Below are 24,103 nucleotides of genomic sequence, written 5' to 3'. Positions count from 1 at the left end.
AGAATGGCTATAAAGCTGAGTTCGATTGACCAGTTTGAGCAAATTATAAAAGAAAATAATTATGTATTTGTATTGAAGCACAGTGAAACGTGCCCAATTTCAGCAAATGCAATGGATCAATTTAATAAATTCTTATATGAACGTGATATGGATGGTTATTATTTAATTGTGCAACAAGAAAGAGACTTATCGAATTATATAGAAGAAAAAACAAATGTAAAACATGAATCGCCACAAGCATTTTATTTTGTTAAGGGACAGGCGATTTGGAATGCGAGTCACAGTGATATTAACGTTACGACTTTAGCTAACGCTGAAGAGTAAAACATAACAGAATATGCAAAAAAACGCTTGTTAACCGCTTCTCTAAATGAAAGTGATTAGCAAGCGTTTCTTATAATGTGAAAAATGTTCATCTGACATGTATAATAAATAGTTGAATATGAAATATAGACTACTACTTTATTGGGAATGACTATATGTGGCTACTTATAGATACAGGTAGTGAGGTTGGGATAGCGAACACATGCTATAAATAGACTTCGCAGACGATGGCCAACATATTTATCTGTTGCCTACTTCATTAACCAAGACCACAAATTTTTGTGGTTCAATCTGGTTGAAAATGACTTTATAATAGTTTATGTTTCATTATACAAAAATACAAAAATGAATTGATAAAATACTTGAGGTGACAATATGAAAGTTTTAGTGGCGATGGATGAATTTAATGGAATTATTTCGAGTTATCAAGCAAACCGCTATGTGGAAGAAGCGGTAGCAAGCCAAATTGAGAAAGCAGATATCGTTCAAGTGCCATTGTTTAACGGACGCCATGAATTAATGGATTCTGTCTTTTTATGGCAATCAGGAACCAAATATAGAGTGCCTACACATGATGCTGATATGAATGAAGTAGAAGCCATTTACGGTATTACAGATAGTGGTATGACTGTGATTGAAGGTAATTTATTTTTAAGTGGTCAAAAACCGATAAATGAGCGCACGAGTTTTGGTATGGGTGAAATCATTGCTGATGCACTTGAAAATGATGCAGACCATATTGTTATATCATTAGGCGGTATCGCAAGTTTTGATGGTGGTGCAGGCATGTTACAGGCCTTAGGTGCTAAATTTTATGATGATGAAGCTCAAGAAGTTGATATGCGTGAAGGTAGTCGTATGTTGAAGTACATTCGAAAAATAGATACTTCTGCATTAAACTCAAAATTAAAAGATGTTCGTTTTCAAGTAATGTCAGATTTTGATAGTAAATTATATGGTAAACATAGTGAGATTATGCAAACCTATGAAACTTATGGTTTAAGTAGAGAAAATGCAGCAGAAATTGATAATTTAATTTGGTATTTAAGTGAAATATTTAAAAGCGAACTCAAACTCGCGCTTGGACCGATTCAAAGAGGTGGTGCAGGAGGCGGTATTGCTGCAGTGCTAAAAGCGCTTTTTGATGCAGAAATTATGACAAGTCATGCATTAGTTGACCAAATAACACATTTAGATTCATTGATTAAACAGGCGGATTTAATTATTTTTGGAGAAGGTGTCAATGAAGAAGACCAAATATTAGAAACTACAACTGTTCGCCTTGCAGAGTTAGCTACGAAATATGACAAACCATCGATTGCAATTTGTGCAACACCAGATAAATTTGATTTATTTGAATCAATGGGTGTTACATCAATGTTTAATACATTTATTGAAATGCCTGAAAGTTTTACTGATTTTAAAATGGGGATTCAAATTAGACATTATACAGTTCAGGCAATTAAATTACTGAAAACACAATTCAGTACAAATTAAACGTAAAGTGAAACAAGCATATCTTATTTTAAGTCGTATAAACTACCATTTATAGCAATTTAATCAGGAACTAATACTTAGATTAGTTGCATAATGGGGCGTATACTGACAGGATGTATATTTTAGATATGTGGCCATGTTCAAAGTAATAAAAATAGAGCTAATCCATATCGGATTAGCTCTATTTTTTGTATTTGTGTCATAGGCGCTACATGTTTAAAAGTAAAAACAACTACTTTTAGTATTACTTATCGTAAGTATTTACAACTTCTTCAGCTATACCGACTACAACTTGTACTGCTTTTTCCATGACATCAATAGACGCGTATTCGAATGGTCCATGGAAATTGTCACAACCTGTGAAAATGTTTGGTGTAGGTAGTCCCATATATGAAAGTTGAGAACCATCAGTACCACCGCGTATTGGTGCGGTATTTGCTGGAATGCCTAATTTTTCGAAAACACGTTTAGGTATATCAATCACGTGTGGGTTAGGTTCGATTTTTTCACCCATATTGTAATATTGGTCATTAATTTCTACTTCAATAGGTTCATCTTCGAAATGTGAGTTAATATCATTTTTTATTTCGACGAGACGTTTTTTACGTAATTCAAATTCGTTTCTATCATGATCACGAATAATATATTGTAAGGTTGTTTTTTCAACATCGCCATTTATTTTCATTAAATGATAAAATCCTTCATAACCTTCCGTTCTTTCTGGAACTTCATTTTGTGGTAATAAAGCATTAAATTGCTGACCTAATAATACAGCGTTTATCATAGCATCTTTCGCTGATCCAGGATGAACGTTCACGCCATGGCATGTCACGATCGCTTCTGCAGCATTAAAGCTTTCATACTGTAATTCTCCGTACTCACTACCATCCATCGTGTATGCGAAATCAGCATTAAAACGTTCTACATCAAATTCATGTGGACCTCTTCCAATTTCTTCATCGGGCGTAAAGGCTACGCGAATTTTACCGTGTTTAATTTCAGGATGTGAAGTTAAGTATTTTAAAGCTTCCATAATTTCAACTACACCGGCTTTATCGTCAGCACCTAACAAAGAAGTACCATCTGTAATCATTAATGTATGACCTTCAACGTTTTTCATAGCAGGGAATACATCTTGGCTTAATGTACGGTTCGTCTTACCTAATTGAATCGGTGTCCCATCATAGTTGTCAATAATTTGAGGATTTACATGAGACGCGTTGAAGTCAGGTGAAGTATCAATATGTGCCAAAAATCCGACAGTAGGTAAATCGATGTCTACATTACTGTCTAAAGTAGCAAATAAGTAACCTTGTTCGTCAATATCAGTTTCTAATCCCAAATCAGTCAATTCGTCATTTAATAAATTTAATAAATCCCATTGTTTCTCAGTTGAAGGCGTCGTTGTAGATTCTGGATTGGATTGTGTGTCGATTGTTACATATCTTGTAAGTCGATCAATTATGTCTTGTTTCATTTAAAAACACCCCTTAAGCTCTATTATTTATATTATAAGATTTTTTATATGTTTTGCCTTTCATTTTACCATAATGCTGTTTAACACGTGTATAGATATAATAAATGATTTCAGCACATAAGATACCGAATGCAATAGCTCCAGAGATTAACGTGACCTCAAGGAAGGTATTCACCGCATGCGTATACTGATTACTTACAAGAAAACGTGTGGCTTCGTAAGCTAAACCACCAGGTACAAGAGGTATAATTCCTGGAACGATAAAGATAATAACAGGACGTTTATAACGTCTACTCATGACATGACTCATAATTGCTAAAATAAAACTACCTAAAAATGACGCTAACACTTTACCTAAATCAGCATCAAAGGATAATTTATAAATAATCCATCCCATGGCACCAACAAAACCACAGGCTAAAAGGAGGCGTCTAGGTGCATTAAAAAGAATAGAAAATAACATTGATGCGAAAAAGCTAATCACAAACTGTAAAAAGTAATAAACAATGAACATTATCAGCACTCCTTTTCTAAAAGATTAATAAGACGATAGCAACACCGGCACCAATTGCAAATGAGGTTAGTGCAGCTTCAACGCCACGTGACATGCCTGCAATTAATTCACCAGCCATTAGATCACGAATTGCATTTGTAATCAATATACCGGGTACTAAGGGCATAACACCGGCAATGGTTATGATATCTTGGTTGTGTGCCCAACCTATTTTAGTGAAGAAAGCAGCGATAGCTATAACAACAGCTGCACTGATAAATTCAGAAAAGAATTTAATTTGAATATAGCGTTGTACATAGCTGAAAGTTAAAAAGGCACCAGCACCAGTGATGATTGCAAATATAAAATCATTAATGACGCCACCAAACATAAATAGGAAAAAGCCACAGGCAATTGCTGCTGCAACAAAATTGGTAATTGATGAATACTGCAAGGAAGCATGGTGTAAATGGATAAGTTCAGATTTTGCTTGATCAATATCAAGCTTGTTACTAGATATTTTACGAGACAAACTATTTGTTAATGCAATTTTTTCTAAATCTGTAGTACGTTCACGAATTCTAATGAGTCGTGTATTTGTACGATTATTTAACGAAAAAATGATTGCAGTTGATGTTACAAAGCTATATGTATCATCTAAACCATAACTTGCAGCGATTCTTGTCATTGTATCTTCAACACGATACGTTTCAGCACCGCTTTCTAGTAAAATTCTGCCTGCGATTAATACGACATCAATGACTTTATCTTCATCAATGATGGTAATTGAATCTGACATAGCTTCGCACCTCCTGAATTGTTAATAGAACAATTGAAAGTTTACATTGTCGAATAAAAACTTTCAATAGCGTATCTTACGGTAATTAATGTTTTATATAACATTATATATTGTAACAAACTCATTTTAATTACTATAATTATTCAATGCTTTAATTGAAACTTTATTTAGAAAAAGTAAAACATATGGATGAATCGCGCTGTGTGAAGGGCATGGTAGGTGAAAGAAACGTTACATTTATTTTTACGAAAAAAAGAGTTTGGGACAAAAATAGATGTCTCAAACTCTTTTTCATTTAGGTAGTAGGTGGCTGCATTGAAAATGTAAAGTCCCACTCCCTATAATTTAACAATTGGGTTAAACATGACTTGGTTACGGCCTTCGTTTTTAGCCATATGCAACATATCGTCAGCAATTTTAAACACTTTTCGTTGTGATTTGTAATCATCTGTTGTCAAGTATCCAACGCCAATAGATACGGATAATTTAATGACTTCTTTGTTTGGTAAATGGAATGTAGATTGTTCTACACCGCCACGAATACTCTCACTTAATTTGACACATTGGTCTAAAGTATAATCATACAAAACAATAGAAAATTCTTCACCGCCATTACGATAAATACTAAACTGTTGTGGCACATAGTTTTTAAGTAATTGAGCCACTTGTCTGAGTACAGCGTCGCCCGATTTATGTGAATACATATCGTTCACATCTTTGAAACCGTCGATATCAATCAGTAATAAACCTAAACTTTGGTTATTTTCTTCAGATAAACGAGCTGTTTCATTTAAATGTCTATCGAATTCTTTAACATTACCTAATCCAGTTAAGTAATCTACTTTATCTTCGTTCTCATATCGATTGACTAATGAGAAGAAATACCAAATATCAACAAAGGTAATAGACGAAGTTATTGTTAAGACAAATGAAATTGGAATTAAAAATAAGACTTCTGTAATCTCGTAATATGGGCTGATTAATGATAAAATTGCAAAAATAACTAATGCAATGACATTTAGTATTTGCAATGAAATGATATCACTTTGTTTTAAGAATGGACCTATCGCACCAATGATGCCTGCTATTACGATAAATATCATAGCAGTAATTATTGTATAATCCCCAATCAGAACATTGACTAAGCCGACAATAAAGGCGGATAGAACAGTGTAAAACATATTCGTATATCTACCTAAAAATAGGATAGGTACAAAGGATAAATAGAGTGTATACTCATTGAATATTGGGACAGGGTACGCAGATAGTAAAAGCGCTACTATCGTCATTAAAACAGTGACATATTCTTTTGAAAATACCATAATTCTATTTTCTGAGTATTGTAGACGATGGAATAAATAAATTCCAGCTACGGTAACAGAAATATTATAGATAATAGCTTCAAACATTTTTACTTTACACTCCTTTAAATAAACACTTAGTTATTGTAAGTGAAAACTTACAATTTGTCATCATGGGGTGAATAGAAAATTCTAACATTCACTTAATATTCATGTTAAAATTATTTTTTAGTGAAAAATTAAAAATTCACTAAAATTGATTTAATAAATAATATCCCTAAATATAACGCATTTATTATCGCACTTCTAGTTGTATAAGTAAAAGCGTATAAGGTATTATAAAGTTATGTAAAAATATCAATTGTGTAATGAGACTATATTTTTATTAGGAAGTATTAAAATAGTCATTTTTGAAGTGAATTCACAATTTAATGAAACAAATATTTTCAACATAGACTTTGAAATTTAAAATAATTAAGAACCATATTAATGAAGGTGAACTGATGTATACATTATTACTAATCATTTTTTCAATGATAGTCAGTTTAATACTTACACCAATAGTCATAAAAGTATCTCATAAATTAGGGATTGTAGATCAACCGAATTTTAGAAAGGTACATACTAAACCTATTTCAGTACTTGGTGGAACTGTGATACTCTTATCGTTTTTAGTTGGAATTTGGCTTGGACATCCTATAGAAACTGAGGTCAAACCGCTTGTTATTGGATCTGTATTAATCTATTTGGTTGGTTTGATAGATGATATCTATGACTTAAAACCAATTATGAAATTACTTGGCCAAGTAATTGCGGCGTTAGTCGTTGTTTACTATGGTGTTACAATTGACTTTATTTCATTACCTATTGGTCCAACGATACATTTTGGTATATTTGGTATTCCAATAACGGTCATTTGGATTGTTGCCATTACGAATGCGATAAATTTAATCGATGGATTAGATGGTCTAGCGTCAGGCGTTTCAATGATTGCACTGATGACAATTGGCTTTATAGCAATATTACAAGCCAATATATTTATTATAATGATATGTAGTGTATTGATAGGTGCACTTTTAGGATTTTTATTCTTCAATTTCCATCCAGCAAAAATCTTTTTAGGTGACAGTGGCGCACTATTAGTTGGATTTATTGTAGGCTTTCTATCATTACTCGGGTTTAAAAACATTACATTTGTATCCTTATTCTTCCCAATCGTTATTTTAGCAGTACCATTCATCGATACACTATTCGCTATGATACGTCGAGTGAAGAAAGGTCAACATATTATGCAGGCCGATAAATCTCATTTGCATCATAAATTTTTAGAATTAGGCTATTCGCATCGACAAACCGTGTTATTGATATATTCAATTGCGATACTGTTTAGTCTCTCTAGTATTATATTATACTTATCCCAACCTTGGGGTGTATTCATGATGCTCATACTCATATTCATTACAATTGAATTGATTGTAGAATTTACAGGATTAATTGATGATGATTACAGACCTCTATTGAAATTAATAGAAAATAAAGAGCATAATAAAGATGAACAGTGATAGCAATGAAATTGTGAAACTATAAAACCGACAAGTCAGAGGTTACTGACTTGTCGGTTTTTTTGTACGATTCGGTTTGTTTAAGTACTTGTAAAATAAGACATATATCTATCATTTATATTTAATCTGTTGGTATATCAAACGGTAACCTTATGACTTCGCCTTCTTCTAAATCATAATTACCAGACGTTGTTCTATTTAAAAATGCAATAAATTCATCATAGTCAGACGCGACAACATCTATTTGATAACTTACTTTGTCTGTATAACTTTGATCACGTAATAAATAGGACGTGCTTTCAAGTTCATATTCGAATTTCCCTGTTAAATCATAATTAATGGTTACAGTTGTAGGTATAGCGGGTTTAAGTTCTACACGACCAATATCGTAAATAACGTCTCTAACGGCACCACTATAAGCGCGAATAAGGCCGCCGCCACCTAGTTTAATGCCACCAAAATAACGTGTAACAACCACGCAAGCATTATGTATTTCTAATTTTTTTAAAATACCTAACATTGGTACGCCAGCAGTACCGCTTGGTTCACCATTGTCATTGGCTTTTTGTATATTCATTTGATCGCCAATTGTATATGCAAAACAATTATGTGTTGCTTCACGGTGTTTTGTAGACACTTGATTAATAAAGGCTTTCGCATCTTCTTCTGATTCTACTGGTTTAATATGTGCAATAAAACGAGATTTATTGATTACATTTTCAATTATATGTTCTGCTTTTATCGTTATAATTGTGTCTTCCATGTGTAACCCTCCAAATGTCTATAGATTTTATCCATTGTAATAATGTTTATCATCATCGCTACCTTTGTATTATACACTGTATTGAATACAAGCATAAATGTAAAAATAAATTTTCTTTTGGTTGAAAATAAGGTATCATAGTTGTGAGTATAATTGAGGAGGATTAGGATGAAGATTGCTGTCTTGACAGATTCAACGAGTTATCTATCTCAAACATTAATAGACAAATATAATATCAAAGTTGCACCACTTAGTGTCACATTTGATAGTGGTGAGAATTACGTTGAGAATGCATCCATTTCAACAGACGAATTTTATGAACGTATGAAGACCTCAGCTACAATTCCAACAACGAGCCAACCTGCAATCGGAGATTTTCTGGAGAATTTCGAGCAACTTCGCGAAGAAGGCTATACAGATGTCATTTGTGTATTTCTTTCTTCTGGAATCAGTGGGTGCTATCAAACTGCGACACAAGCAGGTGAAATGGTCTCAGACATTAATGTCCATACGTTTGATTCTAAATTAGCTGCGATGGTTGAAGGTGGATATGTCCTTAAAGCGATAGAAATGATTGAACAAGGCTATGAACCTAAAGCTATCATTGAAGCATTACATGCAATCCGTGAAGTAACAGGTGCAGTACTCATGGTAGATGATTTGAAAAATTTACAAAAAAGTGGTCGAATTACAGGTGCGCAAGCTTGGATTGGAACGATGTTGAAGATGAAGCCAGTGTTAAAGTTCGAAGATGGCAAAATTGTTCCAGATGAAAAAGTAAGAACTAAAAAACGTGCTTTGCGTAAAATGGTTGAAAAAGTGATAAATGAAGTCAAAAATCTAGATGAAGTTACGTTATTTGTAATTGAGGGTGATATTCCTGAAGATTCAGATTGGATTCAACAAGAATTAGAAACTAACTATCCTCAGTACAATATTTATCGTTCTAGCTTTGGACCAGTCATTGCTGCACATTTAGGATCTGGTGGTATTGGTTTAGGGTATATTGGAAGTACCATTCGCACAGATTAAATTAATGAATAAATTAGAGACATGTCACGCCTATTGGGTGTTACATGTCTTTTTTTGGAGGTAAGGCAAATAAAATATTATGGTCGACTTATGTTAGATAAAACGTTACTGACCGATGAAATCATTGATAAGACTTCAACTGGCATTATAAAAAAACATAATCAATGGCAGTGTATGCAATGTCATACGAAAGAACCGCGTCATTTTTATAATTATTATTCAACTATATTAAAAAAAGAAATAATTTATTGTAGAAATTGTATCAATTTAGGAAGAATGGATAATATAAAGCCAATCTTTATGACAAAATCTAAAAATGTTGCGTCTCAGGGCATATATCAGTTAGATTTCAAACTGTCTGAACAACAAACTTTTGCATCGATAGCAATTCTAAAGGCAATTAAAGATTATGAAACTAAAATTTTATATGCAGTCACTGGTGCTGGAAAAACAGAAATGATATTTGAAGGTATTCATTATGCGCGTAGTAGAGGGGATAATGTCGCGATTGTATCCCCTAGGGTAGATGTTGTGATAGAAATTAGTATGAGGATTAAAAAGGCATTTTCTTCAGATCAGATTGATGTACTTTACCAAGGTCAAACACAGCGCTTTGATGGGCACTTTATCATTTCAACCGTACATCAATTATATCGATTCAAGCATCATTTTGATTTAATTATTGTTGACGAAGTAGATGCATTTCCTTTAGTAATGGATCATTCATTACAAGAAGCGATTACTCATGCATCAAAAGCGACACACTGTCATATATTTATGACGGCTACACCGCCTAGACATTTATTAAAGAAGATGAATCCATCTGATGTCATCACACTACCTGCGAGATATCATAGACAGCCATTACCTGTACCGCGTTTTAAATATTTCAAATTAAAGCAACATAAAATACAATATGCATTGCTGAAGATACTAAAAAAACAAATCTTAACAGAGCGTTATACACTCGTGTTTTTCGATAATATCAATTTAATGAAAACAGCATATCATCGCTATAAAAAGGAAATAACGTCATTAACTTATGTATATAGCGAAGATGCCTTAAGATTTGAAAAAGTCAAAGCTTTAAGAAATGGGGATTACCAAGTCATTTTTACTACAACAATATTAGAAAGAGGATTTACAATGGCCAAATTAGATGTCATCGTCTGTAATAGCCAAATTTTTAATAAGAGTGCGTTAATACAAATCGCTGGTAGAGTTGGAAGAAAGATAGAGGAACCAACAGGGCTCGTATTATTTTTACATGAAGGTATTACTTTGCCTATGTTAAAAGCTCGAAAAGCAATTATAGATATGAATCAGTTAGCACTAAAAAAGAAGTGGATTGATGGCTAGATGTATACAATGTGATGCCAAGTTAACAGAAATGTTCGATGCGCTTAATTTTTATAAAAAGCCTGTAAAGATGTGTGTAAATTGTATAGAACTATGGGAAGAAAACAAAATCGTATTGGAAGGGCGTTGTACAAAATGTCTAAAAAAACTTGATCAAGGGGAGCATAAATGTCTAGATTGTGCGTTCTTAGCAGTTAAATTTCCGTTAATGAATCAATTATATTGTAATTATCAATATAAAGGCGTAGTGAAACAACTGATACATCAATACAAATTGTTAAAAGATGTAGCAATTTGTGAAATTTTGGCAGAACAACTCACACTACCGAAACAGTCTTACGATTTAATTATTCCAATTCCATCTCCTGTAGAAAGAGATATCAATCGCACCTTTAATCCAGTTACTTGTGTGTTAGATAAACAGCAAGTACCATATGAATCTATACTTCAAACTAAGGTGAGGCCTAAACAATCATTATTAGGCAAGCTACATAGAGCGCGACTTGATAATCCATTTGAAGTATCAAAAGATATCAATTTAGAAGATAAAAGTATTTTACTTGTGGATGACATTTATACTACTGGCTTAACGGTTCATCATGCGATTGAAAAAGTATATGTTAGAAAAATCAGAAAATTCGATGTGTTTACGTTTGCACGGTAGACTAAACGTGGTATTATATTAGTAAGCAATATTACCAATATAGAGGTTTTAAAGGAGTCGATGATTATGATCAGATTTGAAATTCACGGAGAGAACCTCACTATTACTGATGCGATTCGCAACTATATTGAGGAGAAAATTGGTAAATTAGAGCGTTATTTTAATGATGTGCCAAATGCAACAGCACACGTTAAAGTGAAAACGTATCAAAACTCAGCTACTAAGATCGAAGTAACAATTCCATTGAAAAATGTTACATTAAGAGCTGAAGAACGTAACGATGATTTGTATGCAGGTATTGATTTAATTAATAACAAACTTGAAAGACAAGTTAGAAAATACAAAACACGTGTAAATCGTAGAAATAGAAATCGTGGTGAGCAAGAAGCGTTTGCTTCACTACCAGAAGAAAAAGAAGCAGTTGAAATTCAAAATGATGAAAATGAAGCGGATAATGAAATCGAAATTATTCGTGCAAAAAATTTCAGTTTGAAACCAATGGATTCTGAAGAAGCAGTGCTTCAAATGGATTTATTAGGACATGATTTCTTCATCTTTACGGATCGTGAAACAGACGGTACTAGTATTGTATATAAAAGAAAAGATGGAAAATATGGTTTGATTGAAACAACTGAATAAGACGTTTGATGTAAGTTAAGTAGCATTTATACTATAGCGTTCACGATGATGTTAAATCGTGGACGCTTAATTTTTGCTATGTTACTATGTAATAATTTGAAAGTGATATAGCTATTTGTGTATATTTTTATTGAACAAGATTATAATCAATTATTTTAAAATAAATAGAAATGTAAGTGGACAAGAAATATAATTTCAATGTAAGACACTTTAGACAAGTCAATAAGTGTAAATTTAAGCTTATAAATGATATCATAAGTTGTTGTAAGCGAAGAGTTAAAAAGCTAAAGGAGCGAACAGAATGGGTTTTTTATCAAAAATTGCAGATGGCAATAAAAAAGAAATAAAACGCCTTGGTAAATTAGCCGACAAGGTCCTCGCACTTGAAGAGGATATGTCGATATTAACTGATGAAGAAATTAAAGCCAAAACAAGCGCATTCCAAGAAAAATTACAGAGCGAAGAAGATATAAAAAAACAAAACAAAATATTGGATGATATTTTACCGGAAGCATTTGCACTAGTACGAGAAGGGTCAAAACGTGTGTTTAATATGATTCCTTACAAAGTGCAAGTTATGGGTGGAATCGCGATTCATGGCGGCGATATTTCCGAAATGAGAACAGGTGAAGGTAAAACGTTGACAGCGACAATGCCCGTATATTTAAATGCGTTAACTGGTCGCGGTGTACATGTCATAACAGTCAATGAATATTTATCAAGTGTTCAGAGTCAAGAAATGGCTGAACTGTATGAATTTTTAGGACTTTCTGTAGGTTTAAATTTAAATAGTAAAACAACTACTGAAAAACGTGAAGCATATGCGTGTGATATTACGTATTGTACAAATAATGAATTAGGTTTCGATTACTTGCGTGACAACATGGTAAATTATGCAGAAGAACGTGTAATGAGACCATTAAACTTTGCGATTATCGATGAGGTTGACTCCATCTTAATTGATGAAGCACGTACACCTTTAATTATTTCTGGTGAAGCAGAGAAATCGACATCACTTTATACACAAGCAAATGTGTTTGCAAAAATGCTTAAGAGTGAAGATGATTATAATTATGACGAAAAAACAAAAGCGGTACAATTAACTGAACAAGGTATCGATAAAGCAGAGCGCATGTTTAAAATTGATAATTTATATGATGTAAATAATGTAGATGTTATCAGTCATATCAATACGGCACTACGTGCGCACGTGACATTACAAAGAGATGTTGACTACATGGTTAATAACGGTGAAGTCCTTATTGTAGACCAATTTACGGGTCGTACAATGCCTGGACGTCGTTTCTCTGAAGGCTTGCACCAAGCGATTGAAGCTAAAGAGGGTGTGAAAATTCAAAATGAATCTAAAACAATGGCCTCAATCACATTCCAAAACTATTTCAGAATGTATAATAAGTTATCTGGTATGACAGGTACAGCGAAGACCGAAGAAGAAGAGTTTAGAAACATTTATAATATGACGGTTACACAAATTCCTACAAACAAACCAGTGCAACGTGTTGATAAACCAGACTTAATTTATATTAGTCAAAAGGGTAAATTTGATGCAGTTGTTCAAGACGTTATTGAAAAACATAAAGCTGGCCAACCGGTATTACTTGGTACAGTTGCAGTTGAAACCAGTGAATACATTTCAAATTTATTGAAGAAAAATGGCGTGCGTCATGATGTTTTAAATGCTAAAAACCATGAACGTGAAGCCGATATTGTTGCAGGTGCTGGTCAACGAGGCGCAGTAACTATAGCTACCAACATGGCTGGTCGTGGTACGGATATCAAACTAGGTGATGGTGTTCAAGAACTTGGTGGTTTAGCTGTTATCGGCACAGAACGTCATGAGTCACGTCGTATTGATGATCAATTACGTGGTCGTTCAGGACGTCAAGGTGATAAAGGGGACAGTCGTTTCTACTTATCACTTCAAGATGAACTGATGGTGCGCTTTGGTTCAGAACGTTTGCAAAACATGATGAACCGTTTAGGTATGGATGATTCCACGCCAATTGAATCTAAAATGGTTTCACGTGCGGTTGAATCTGCGCAAAAACGTGTTGAGGGTAATAACTTCGACGCACGTAAACGTGTACTTGAATATGATGATGTTTTACGTAAACAACGTGAAATTATTTATGGTGAACGTAATAGTATCATCGATAGTGATGAAAGTGGTGGTTTAGTTAATGACATGCTACGCTCAACACTTGAAAGAAGCGTGAACTACTATGTAAATGAAGAAGCGGACGATCCAGATTATAAACCATTCATTAACTATGTAGACGATGTATTCTTAAATGAAGGCGATATAAAAGTTGAAGATATTAAAGGTAAAGACAACGAGGATATCTTCGAATTCGTTTGGAATAAAGTTGAAATTGCATTAAAAGACCAAAAAGAAAAAATTGGAACACAATTTGATGAATTTGAACGAATGATTTTACTTCGTTCTATAGATACGCATTGGACAGATCATATTGATACGATGGATCAATTAAGACAAGGTATTCATCTGCGTTCTTATGGTCAACAAAATCCTTTACGCGATTATCAAAATGAAGGTCATCAACTTTTCGATACGATGATGCAAAATATCGAAGAAGATGTTAGTAAGTATATCTTGAAATCGGTTGTTTCAGTAGAAGATGATCTTGAAAGAGATAAAACAACAGACTTTGGTAAAGCAGAGCACGTTTCAGCCGAAGATGGTAAAGAAAAAGCTAAAGCAGAACCTTATGTGAAAGATGAACATATTGGTAGAAATGACCCTTGCCCTTGTGGAAGCGGGAAAAAATATAAAAACTGTCACGGTGCATAGTTCATAGTGACAGGTTATAAAACCGGAAGTTTTGATGAGCAGTCATTAACTTTCGGTTTTATTTTGTAATTAAGTTTGGTTAGGTATTTATTTGAATTAGATAAAGTTGTAATTAAACCGCAAACTTCTGTAGAATAGAGTTATTAACTTCAAATAAATGAAATACGTTATAGTTTATTATTTCATTCAAATAATCATAGGAGAGATGCATGATGGAATTGTCAGAGATAAAACGTAATATAGATACGTATAATGAAAAACTAGAACAACTTAGGGGGTCTCTTTGACTTAGAAGCAAAAGAGACGAACATACAAGAATATGAAGAAATGATGACCGATCCAACATTTTGGGATAACCAAGAAAAGGCTCAGGACGTTATTGATAAGAATAATGCTTTAAAATCAGTAGTGAATGCATATAGAACATTAGAGTCTGAACTTGAAGATATGGATACTACGAGAGCTTTGTTACTCGAAGAAGATGATGAAACGATGAAGCAAGATTTAGAGCAAAGCGTTCAAGATTTTAAAAATGAATTAGATCAGTTCGAGTTACAATTATTACTTGATGGGCCTTATGACGCGAATAATGCCATTATGGAATTACATCCAGGTGCAGGCGGCACAGAGTCACAGGATTGGACGAATATGCTCTTGAGAATGTATCAACGTTATTGTGAGCAGAAAGGATTCAACGTCGAAATTGCGGACTATTTACCTGGTGATGAAGCAGGTGTTAAAAGTGTGACGCTTATCGTTAAGGGACATAACGCATATGGTTATTTAAAAGCTGAAAAAGGCGTGCATCGTCTTGTGCGTATTTCACCTTTCGATTCATCTGGTCGAAGACATACATCATTTGCATCATGTGATGTTATACCTCAATTCAATAATACTGAGATTGAAATTGATATTAATCCAGATGATATCACAGTCGATACATTTAGAGCTTCTGGTGCTGGTGGGCAACACATTAACAAAACTGAATCAGCGATTAGAATTACACACCACCCAACAGGGATCGTAGTAAATAACCAAAATGAACGTTCACAAATCAAAAACAGAGAAGCAGCAATGAAGACATTGAAATCTAAACTATATCAATTAAAAATTGAAGAGCAAGAACAAGAAATGGCAGAAATTCGTGGTGAGCAAAAAGAAATCGGCTGGGGTAGTCAAATTAGATCTTACGTATTCCATCCTTATGCTATGGTTAAAGATCACCGTACAAACGAAGAAACGGGTAAAGTAGATGCTGTTATGGATGGCGACATTGGTCCATTTATTGAAGCATTCTTACGCAGTCAAATGGATCAACATGAAAATGAAGGTTAAGTAGCCATTAAACAGCTATTTTAATGAAACATAATATAAGAAAGATATATTTAAATATGTAGAGTCAGCGCGCAATCTTATTAAAAGTTCAGATTGTGATCTGGCTCTTTTTGTTTGATAAAGGACAGATAAATATTTAATTAAATATGTAAAATGCAATTTTTAATATTACGAGTAAGTTTTCAAATCTATCATATCAAACATGTTAAATACTTTAATGGCAAGGTTTGTGGCGTTTTTATCGACTTGTAATATAGGTGTTTGAAATATAAAGTTGACTGTTATGTTACAAAACCATAACAATAGAAAATCTTTGTTTTTATTATGCTATAGTATGTTTGATTAAAATTAAGACAGTAAAGGATGAAAACTTAATGAAGAAAGGTTTAACATTTTCTATCACCTCGGCAGCCTTGTTTTTTGGTTTGAACCATGTTGCATCAGCAGACCAAATACACACAGTAAAAGAAGATGCTAATTTGACAGATATAGCACAAACATTTGCAACTACTACGACAGAAATACAAAATTTAAATCACTTACAGAATAGAGACTATGTTCAAGTTGGGGAAACCATCGTATTACCGGATTCTGACATTGTAGAAGTTAAGGATGGAGATACGATTAAAGCAATTGCTGAAAGACATCAAATGACAATGAGTCAATTGTATCAATTGAATCCAAATTTAGGTGAAGTCATTTATCCAGGTCAATTAGTTGCGGTATCAGAAAAAGGTTCAGCGCATCTTAATAACCAATTACAGCAAATATTTAATAGTCATGAAGCAGTTCAACCAACAGCACAAATAAATCATGACGAACACAATACAGCAGAAAATAATACTATGCGTAATGTGCGTACGTCAGGGAATATCACGCCAAATGCAACGCAAACATGGCAGAACAATGATTATTCCGCTTCGGATAGACAGCAAGTTTCGAATACAACTGCAAATGAACAGGTAACTTCAAATTATCAGTATAGCCCAGTGTCACACGCATCTAACGGAAGTAACTATTATGATTGGGGCCAATGTACATATTATGCTTTTGATCGTCGACAACAATTAGGGAAATCAGTTGGAAACTTATGGGGAAATGCGAATAATTGGGCTTCAGCAGCACAGCAAAGTGGCTATCAAGTGAACAATACGCCTGAAGTAGGTGCTATATTCCAAAGTACTGCAGGTAACTATGGTCATGTAGGTGTTGTTGAAAGTAAAAATGCAGATGGTTCAATTGTCGTATCTGAAATGAATTGGCAAGGTGTAGGTCAAAAATCATATAGAACAATCCATAACACAGGCCAATATAATTATATTCACTAAAACAAATCTATCCTTCTATGTAGAAAATGATTTGATTTGAAGTGACGCTATCTAAATAAGAGTTCGGGATATGAGGCAATATCTCGAACTTTTAATGTATAGATAACAAGCAGAGTAGCTTAAATAAACGATTGTAGCAGTCTTTCAATCAGCATCGTTTTTGATGCGTCATCAATCACCAACGTCATAGAAACAAATCCAATATTTTTGTACTACACCCAGACTATACCTAAATCATTGATAACTATACCGTTGAAATATAACCTATTTTTATTATATGAGTTAAATTAAATGATTATTATTTTTCAATGATATTGATAAGACATTTAACGCGTTGAATGATATTATAAAATCAAGAATAATCAATTTTTAATAAACTAGGAGGCGATGTCATGGGTGTACATCAATATTTTAAACGTTTATCTGATTTGGAAAAATTAATTAGATTGCCGGGTAAATTTAAATATTTTGAGCATAACGTCGCTGCTCATTCATTCAAAGTGACAAAAATCGCTCAATATTTAGGTACTGTAGAGGAATATCATGGTAATGAAGTCGATTGGAAAAGTTTATATGAGAAAGCATTAAATCATGATTTTGCCGAAATATTTACTGGCGATATTAAGACACCGGTGAAATATGCAAGTGGAGAATTGAAAAAATTATTTTCTCAAGTAGAAGAAGAAATGGTAGACCATTTTATAAATGAGGAAATTCCAGAGCCATATCAAGCTATTTATCGTGAGCGATTACAAGAAGGTAAAGATGATTCCTTAGAAGGACAATTGTTGTCGGTTGCTGATAAAATTGACTTATTATATGAAACTTTCGGAGAAATACAAAAACGTAATCCAGAACAGTTATTTTTTGAAATTTATGAAATGTCACTAGAGACAATCATGCAATTTGATCATCTTAGCTCAGTTCAAGATTTTATCGAGAATATCATCCCAGAGATGCTAACAGAGAAATTCATACCAAGATCTGAATTGCGTGAAACAACAATGGCAATTTTAAATAATAGGAATGGGTGAACTCCATGATTTGGTATATATTGGCATCCTTTTTCCCATGTGTTTTTGTTATATTGTTCAGTGTGCTAACAAGAAGCAAATGGGTAGGTACAATATTGACTTTAATTTTAATAGGTGCATCAGTTGAAAAGGGGTTCTTTCATAATGAATGGATCATTTTCATAGATGTCGTTTCATTATTAGCGGGGTATCTTATCATCGACCAATTAGAGTTGCATAAAAAAGATGATGATTGAATAATAAGCATTGAGCAACCTAATTGCTATAATTAAATAAGAGATTTATAATAATATAACTTCAAAAATAAAGAAGTTTTTATGATATAAAATCAAATGGATGCAAACATGGTGACATACTATGTTTGTTTTTTCTTTATAAAAAGAAGTATTAAAACTACGAACAAATGTTTGTTTTTGTATTCATAAATCTGTTAATATATATAACGAGTATAGAACCATTCATCTGAATAAATGATATGTAAAGAATCAATATATGAACGTTTTAAGATAAACAAATTGTAATAGGTTCGAAATAAGAGATATAGACTTAATTAGGAGGCATGTGTCGCCATGGAACATTATCCGTTCAAACTGCATTCTGAATTTGAACCTCAAGGGGATCAGCCAGAAGCAATTCAAAAAATTGTAAATGGTGTTAATGAAGGGAAAAGACACCAAACGCTATTAGGCGCAACTGGTACTGGTAAGACATTTACGATGAGTAATGTAATCAAACAGGTTGGTAAACCAACACTGATTATCGCACATAATAAGACCTTAGCAGGCCAATTATATAGTGAGTTCAAAGAATTTTTTCCTGAAAATAGAGTGGAATACTTTGTAAGTTACTATGACTATTATCAACCAGAAGCCTATGTGCCTTCAACTGACACTTTTATAGAAAAAGACGCTTCAATCAATGATGAGATTGACCAGTTACGACATTCAGCTACCAGTGCGTTGTTTGAGAGAGATGACGTGATTGTGATTGCCAGTGTCAGTTGTATCTACGGTTTGGGTAATCCAGAAGAATACCGTGATTTAGTCGTTAGTATACGTGCTGGCATGGAGATGGATAGAAGTGAATTACTTAAAAAATTAGTGGACGTCCAATATACAAGAAATGATATAGATTTTAGACGCGGTACGTTTAGAGTTAGAGGAGATGTCGTTGAGATTTTCCCTGCATCTAGAGAAGAAATGTGTATCCGTGTAGAATTCTTTGGTGATGAGATTGATCGTATTCGTGAAGTAAATTACTTAACTGGAGAAGTATTAAGAGAACGCGATCATTTTGCAATCTTCCCAGCATCTCACTTCGTAACACGTGAAGAAAAAATGAAATCAGCAATTCAAAGAATTGAGAACGAATTAGAAGAACGTTTAGCTGAATTAAATGCAGAAAATAAATTGTTAGAAGCGCAACGTTTAGAGCAACGTACCAATTATGATTTAGAAATGATGAGAGAAATGGGATTCTGTTCGGGTATAGAAAATTATTCCGTTCACTTAACATTACGTCCTATGGGGTCAACACCTTATACATTACTTGATTATTTCGGAGATGACTGGTTAGTCATGATTGATGAGTCGCACGTAACTTTGCCGCAGATTAGAGGTATGTATAATGGTGACCGTGCTCGTAAACAAGTATTAGTTGACCACGGATTCCGTTTGCCGAGTGCACTAGATAATAGACCTTTAAAATTCGAGGAATTCGAAGAAAAAACGAAACAGTTGGTTTATGTTTCAGCCACACCAGGACCATTTGAACTTGAGCATACAGATGAGATGGTTCAACAAATCATACGTCCAACCGGTCTGTTAGATCCTAAGATTGAAGTGCGCCCTACAGAAAATCAAATTGATGATTTACTTGGTGAGATACAGGATCGAATCGATCGAAATGAGCGTGTACTTGTTACAACGTTGACTAAGAAAATGAGTGAAGATTTAACGACATATTTAAAAGAAGCAGGCATCAAAGTAAATTATCTGCATTCTGAAATTAAAACACTCGAACGTATAGAAATCATTAGAGATTTAAGAATGGGTACGTATGATGTCATTGTTGGAATTAACTTGTTAAGAGAGGGTATTGATATACCAGAAGTGTCTCTTGTTGTTATTTTAGATGCTGACAAAGAAGGATTTTTACGTTCTCAAAGATCACTTGTTCAGACAATTGGACGTGCCGCACGTAATAGTCGCGGGGAAGTTATCATGTATGGAGATAAAATTACTGACTCCATGCGCTATGCGTTAGATGAGACGGAACGTCGTCGTACGATACAAGAAGCATATAATGAAAAATATAACATTACGCCTACTACAATTAATAAAAAAATACATGACGTGATTAGTGCTACTGTTGAAAACGATGAAACAAATGAGCAACAACAAACAGAAGTACCGAAGAAAATGACGAAGAAAGAACGCGAAAAAACAATTGCAAATATAGAAAAAGAAATGAAGCAAGCCGCAAAAGATTTAGATTTCGAAAAAGCCACAGAGCTTAGAGATATGCTATTTGAATTAAAAGCAGAAGGGTGACACAAATGAAGCAACCATCCATTGTAGTTAAAGGGGCACGTGCCCACAATTTAAAAAATGTAGATATTGAAATACCAAAAGATAAATTAATAGTTATGACAGGGCTTTCCGGTTCAGGAAAGTCATCACTTGCTTTCGATACAATATATGCAGAAGGTCAACGCAGATATGTTGAATCTCTCAGTGCCTATGCACGACAATTTTTAGGTCAAATGGATAAACCGGATGTCGATACGATTGAAGGTTTATCACCAGCGATTTCAATTGATCAAAAAACAACTAGTAAAAACCCAAGATCTACTGTTGCGACAGTCACAGAAATTTATGATTATATTCGTTTACTATATGCGCGTATCGGTAAACCTTTTTGCCCTAACCATGGTATTGAAATAGAATCACAAACAGTTCAACAAATGGTTGACCAAGTGATGAAATTAGAAGCACGTTCTAAAATTCAAATCTTAGCACCTGTGGTTTCTCATAGAAAGGGCGCTCAAGAAAAACTGATAGACGATATAACAAAAAAAGGTTATGTACGTGTACGTGTTGATGGAGAAATATTAGATGTCAATGAAGTACCAGCCTTAGATAAAAATAAAAATCATACAATTGAGGTAGTAGTTGACCGTCTTGTTGTCAAAGAGGGTATCGAAACGCGTTTAGCTGACTCCATTGAGACGGCGTTACAATTGTCAGAAGGAACGCTCATTGTCGATATCATTGACGGTGAAGAATTGAAGTTCTCAGAAAATCATGCTTGTCCGATTTGTGGTTTTTCAATTGGTGAGTTAGAGCCACGTATGTTTAGTTTTAATAGTCCGTTTGGTGCTTGCCCTACATGTGATGGATTAGGTCAGAAATTAACGGTTGATTTAGAGTTAGTCGTACCAGATACGAGTAAAACCTTAAATGAAGGTGCAATCGTTGCTTGGGAATCATCGAGTTCGGATTTTTATCCTACGATATTAAAACGCGTGTGCGAAGTGTTTAAAATTAACATGGACAAACCATTTAAAAAATTAACTGACAGACAAAAAGATATTATTTTATACGGATCTAGAGGTAAAGAAATAGACTTCACATTTACGCAACGTAACGGCCAATCTCGTAAACGTACGATGGCGTTTGAAGGTGTTATAAATAATATCAGTAGACGATACCATGATTCTCCTTCTGAATTAGTAAGAGAAATGATGAGTAAGTACATGACTGAGTTACCTTGTGAAACGTGTCATGGTAAACGTTTAAGTCGCGAAGCTTTATCAGTTTATGTAGATGGGAAAAATATTGGTGACGTCGTTGAGCGTTCAATTAAAGACGCATTAGATGCCTATAATCATATTGCGCTTTCAGAACAAGACCAAAAAATTGCCAATCAAATATTGAAAGAAATTAATTCTAGATTAGAATTTTTATATAATGTAGGACTAGAATACTTAACTTTAAATCGTGCATCTGGTTCTTTATCTGGTGGCGAAGCGCAACGTATCCGTCTAGCAACACAAATTGGTTCTAGACTTTCTGGCGTCTTATATGTATTAGATGAACCATCCATAGGTTTACATCAAAGAGATAACGATAGATTAATTAGCACTTTAAAAGAAATGCGTGATTTAGGTAATACGTTAATCGTTGTTGAACACGATGATGATACCATGCGTGCAGCAGACTATTTAGTGGATGTTGGTCCTGGCGCTGGTGAGCATGGTGGTGAGATTGTTGCAAGTGGTACACCTAAACAAGTTATGAGCAACAAACACTCTTTAACCGGACAATATTTAAGCGGCAAAAAACGCATTGAAGTGCCAGAAGCAAGAAGAGACATTACTGATCGCAAAATTATTGTTAAAGGTGCGCGTAGTAATAATTTAAAAGGCATTGATGTAGATTTCCCATTATCAACGATGACTGTTGTAACGGGTGTTTCAGGTTCTGGTAAGAGTACTTTAGTTAATGAAGTGCTTTATAAATCTTTAGCGAAACAAATCAATAAATCTAAAGTGAAACCAGGTGAATATGATGAAATTAATGGTATAGATCAATTAGACCGAATTATAGATATTGATCAATCGCCTATTGGACGTACGCCAAGATCAAATCCAGCTACGTATACTGGGGTTTTTGATAATATTAGAGATATATTTGCACAAACAAATGAATCTAAAGTCAGAGGTTATACCAAAGGTCGTTTTAGTTTTAATGTTAAAGGTGGTCGCTGTGAAGCTTGTAAAGGCGATGGTATCATTAAAATTGAAATGCACTTTTTACCAGATGTCTACGTACCGTGTGAAGTTTGTGGTGGCACGAGATATAATCGTGAAACGCTTGAAGTAACTTATAAAGGGAAAAATATTGCAGAAATCCTAGCGATGACTGCTGAAGAAGCGACGGCATTTTTCGAAAATGTTCCGAAAATTCATCGTAAGTTAAAAACGTTAGTAGATGTTGGTTTAGGTTATGTTACATTAGGTCAACCTGCGACAACGTTATCTGGTGGTGAAGCACAGCGTGTGAAACTTGCATCAGAATTACACAAACGTTCAACAGGACGCTCCATTTATATACTCGACGAACCTACAACAGGTTTACATGTGGATGACATCAGTAGATTACTGAAAGTTTTAAACAAGTTAGTTGAGAATGGTGACACTGTGGTTATTATTGAACATAATTTAGATGTCATTAAAATGGCAGACCATATTATTGATTTAGGTCCAGAAGGTGGCGACGGTGGAGGTACTGTTGTTGCAACGGGTACACCTGAAAAGATTGCAGAAGTAGAAGCAAGTTATACTGGTAAATATTTAAAACCAGTCTTAGAAAGAGACACGGTAAAACAATAGCAATTATATCGTCTCTATTTTCCAACAACATAACAAAGCTCTTGCGACACCATGTAACATGTGTGAAGCAAGAGCTTTTTTGTGATTGTTAACCTTTGATAACATGTCGCAAACATAAAATGTTAAGTTTATCGTTAATTTTAAAATGAATCAGCTTTTAATAAGAAATATCGTATATAATTTATATAAGGCATATATTAAAATATACTTCGTCTGCACTTTTTAATATAGATTATTAGTTCTTTTTGATATGATATGAACATAGTAC

The 24,103-nt window shown here is 33.9% G+C and carries 19 protein-coding genes; 14 read left to right on the top strand and 5 right to left on the bottom strand.

All coding sequences use genetic code 11. The features are described from left to right. Window positions 1-3: 3 nt before the first annotated feature. Window positions 4-324 (top strand): bacillithiol system redox-active protein YtxJ, encoded by a 321-nt coding sequence (ytxJ, locus tag M1D64_RS10420; protein WP_011303640.1) that lies wholly within the window; start codon window positions 4-6, stop codon window positions 322-324. 375 nt (window positions 325-699) lie between these two features. After that, complete coding sequence (locus tag M1D64_RS10415; protein ID WP_002483917.1) at window positions 700-1,821, top strand: glycerate kinase; 1,122 nt, start codon at window positions 700-702, stop codon at window positions 1,819-1,821. A gap of 244 nt (window positions 1,822-2,065) precedes the next feature. On the opposite strand, the gene pepT is transcribed toward M1D64_RS10415, so the two are convergent. From pepT to gdpS, 4 genes are all read right to left on the bottom strand, one after another. After that, entirely contained in the window at window positions 2,066-3,298 is a 1,233-nt protein-coding gene (gene pepT / locus M1D64_RS10410) for a peptidase T (RefSeq protein ID WP_011303639.1), read from the bottom strand. A gap of 13 nt (window positions 3,299-3,311) precedes the next feature. After that, complete coding sequence (locus tag M1D64_RS10405; RefSeq protein WP_100217405.1) at window positions 3,312-3,812, bottom strand: threonine/serine exporter family protein; 501 nt, start codon at window positions 3,810-3,812, stop codon at window positions 3,312-3,314. Window positions 3,813-3,828: 16 nt separating this feature from the next. Beyond that, entirely contained in the window at window positions 3,829-4,590 is a 762-nt protein-coding gene (locus M1D64_RS10400; protein ID WP_041079707.1) for a threonine/serine exporter family protein, read from the bottom strand. A 338-nt stretch (window positions 4,591-4,928) separates the two neighbouring features. Beyond that, window positions 4,929-5,999 carry a GGDEF domain-containing protein GdpS gene (gene gdpS / locus M1D64_RS10395; protein ID WP_480977482.1) on the bottom strand — a complete coding sequence of 357 codons (1,071 nt, stop codon included), beginning with the start codon at window positions 5,997-5,999 and terminating at the stop codon, window positions 4,929-4,931. 395 nt (window positions 6,000-6,394) lie between these two features. On the opposite strand from gdpS, the gene M1D64_RS10390 reads away from it, so the two are divergent. Further along, window positions 6,395-7,453 (top strand): glycosyltransferase family 4 protein, encoded by a 1,059-nt coding sequence (locus M1D64_RS10390; RefSeq protein ID WP_002483912.1) that lies wholly within the window; start codon window positions 6,395-6,397, stop codon window positions 7,451-7,453. Between the two features lie 121 nt (window positions 7,454-7,574). Here the strand turns inward: M1D64_RS10390 and M1D64_RS10385 are convergent, their stop codons facing one another. After that, window positions 7,575-8,216: a YigZ family protein gene (locus tag M1D64_RS10385; protein WP_480977481.1), complete on the bottom strand. Its 642-nt coding sequence runs from the start codon at window positions 8,214-8,216 to the stop codon at window positions 7,575-7,577. 168 nt (window positions 8,217-8,384) lie between these two features. On the opposite strand from M1D64_RS10385, the gene fakB1 reads away from it, so the two are divergent. The 11 genes from fakB1 to uvrA all read left to right on the top strand — a co-directional run bounded on the left by fakB1 (window position 8,385) and on the right by uvrA (window position 23,835). Next, the gene (fakB1, locus tag M1D64_RS10380; RefSeq protein WP_002483910.1) at window positions 8,385-9,248 is read left to right on the top strand and encodes a fatty acid kinase binding subunit FakB1; all 864 of its coding nucleotides are present in this window, start codon (window positions 8,385-8,387) and stop codon (window positions 9,246-9,248) included. A 90-nt stretch (window positions 9,249-9,338) separates the two neighbouring features. After that, window positions 9,339-10,607 carry a DEAD/DEAH box helicase family protein gene (locus tag M1D64_RS10375; protein ID WP_480977480.1) on the top strand — a complete coding sequence of 423 codons (1,269 nt, stop codon included), beginning with the start codon at window positions 9,339-9,341 and terminating at the stop codon, window positions 10,605-10,607. Next, window positions 10,600-11,271 (top strand): ComF family protein, encoded by a 672-nt coding sequence (locus M1D64_RS10370; protein ID WP_002483908.1) that lies wholly within the window; start codon window positions 10,600-10,602, stop codon window positions 11,269-11,271. The genes M1D64_RS10375 and M1D64_RS10370 overlap by 8 nt, the downstream gene beginning before the upstream one ends. Window positions 11,272-11,337: 66 nt before the next feature. Next, window positions 11,338-11,910, top strand: coding sequence for a ribosome hibernation-promoting factor, HPF/YfiA family (gene hpf, locus M1D64_RS10365; protein WP_037538957.1), 573 nt, complete (start codon window positions 11,338-11,340; stop codon window positions 11,908-11,910). 301 nt (window positions 11,911-12,211) lie between these two features. Continuing rightward, complete coding sequence (gene secA / locus M1D64_RS10360) at window positions 12,212-14,743, top strand: preprotein translocase subunit SecA (RefSeq protein WP_002483906.1); 2,532 nt, start codon at window positions 12,212-12,214, stop codon at window positions 14,741-14,743. Window positions 14,744-14,955: 212 nt separating this feature from the next. Further along, window positions 14,956-16,078 (top strand): peptide chain release factor 2 gene (gene prfB, locus M1D64_RS10355; RefSeq protein WP_100217404.1). Its coding sequence is split into 2 segments (ribosomal slippage): window positions 14,956-15,027 and window positions 15,029-16,078, totalling 1,122 coding nucleotides; the frame shifts between segments, so codons are not numbered across the junction. A 374-nt stretch (window positions 16,079-16,452) separates the two neighbouring features. Beyond that, complete coding sequence (locus M1D64_RS10350) at window positions 16,453-17,406, top strand: COG3942 and LysM peptidoglycan-binding domain-containing protein (RefSeq protein ID WP_002483904.1); 954 nt, start codon at window positions 16,453-16,455, stop codon at window positions 17,404-17,406. Window positions 17,407-17,798: 392 nt separating this feature from the next. Then, on the top strand, window positions 17,799-18,440 hold the full coding sequence (locus M1D64_RS10345) for a YfbR-like 5'-deoxynucleotidase (RefSeq protein WP_002483903.1): 642 nt from the start codon (window positions 17,799-17,801) through the stop codon (window positions 18,438-18,440). A 5-nt stretch (window positions 18,441-18,445) separates the two neighbouring features. Beyond that, complete coding sequence (locus tag M1D64_RS10340) at window positions 18,446-18,676, top strand: CsbA family protein (protein WP_037538954.1); 231 nt, start codon at window positions 18,446-18,448, stop codon at window positions 18,674-18,676. Between the two features lie 333 nt (window positions 18,677-19,009). Further along, window positions 19,010-20,992, top strand: coding sequence for an excinuclease ABC subunit UvrB (gene uvrB / locus M1D64_RS10335; protein WP_002483901.1), 1,983 nt, complete (start codon window positions 19,010-19,012; stop codon window positions 20,990-20,992). A 5-nt stretch (window positions 20,993-20,997) separates the two neighbouring features. Next, complete coding sequence (gene uvrA, locus M1D64_RS10330) at window positions 20,998-23,835, top strand: excinuclease ABC subunit UvrA (protein WP_069821757.1); 2,838 nt, start codon at window positions 20,998-21,000, stop codon at window positions 23,833-23,835. Window positions 23,836-24,103 lie beyond the last annotated feature (268 nt).

The sequence above is a fragment of the Staphylococcus sp. Z5-21 genome (assembly GCF_056529615.1).
Note: the sequence above shows the minus strand (reverse complement) of the source record. Positions and strands in the feature narration are given on the sequence as shown.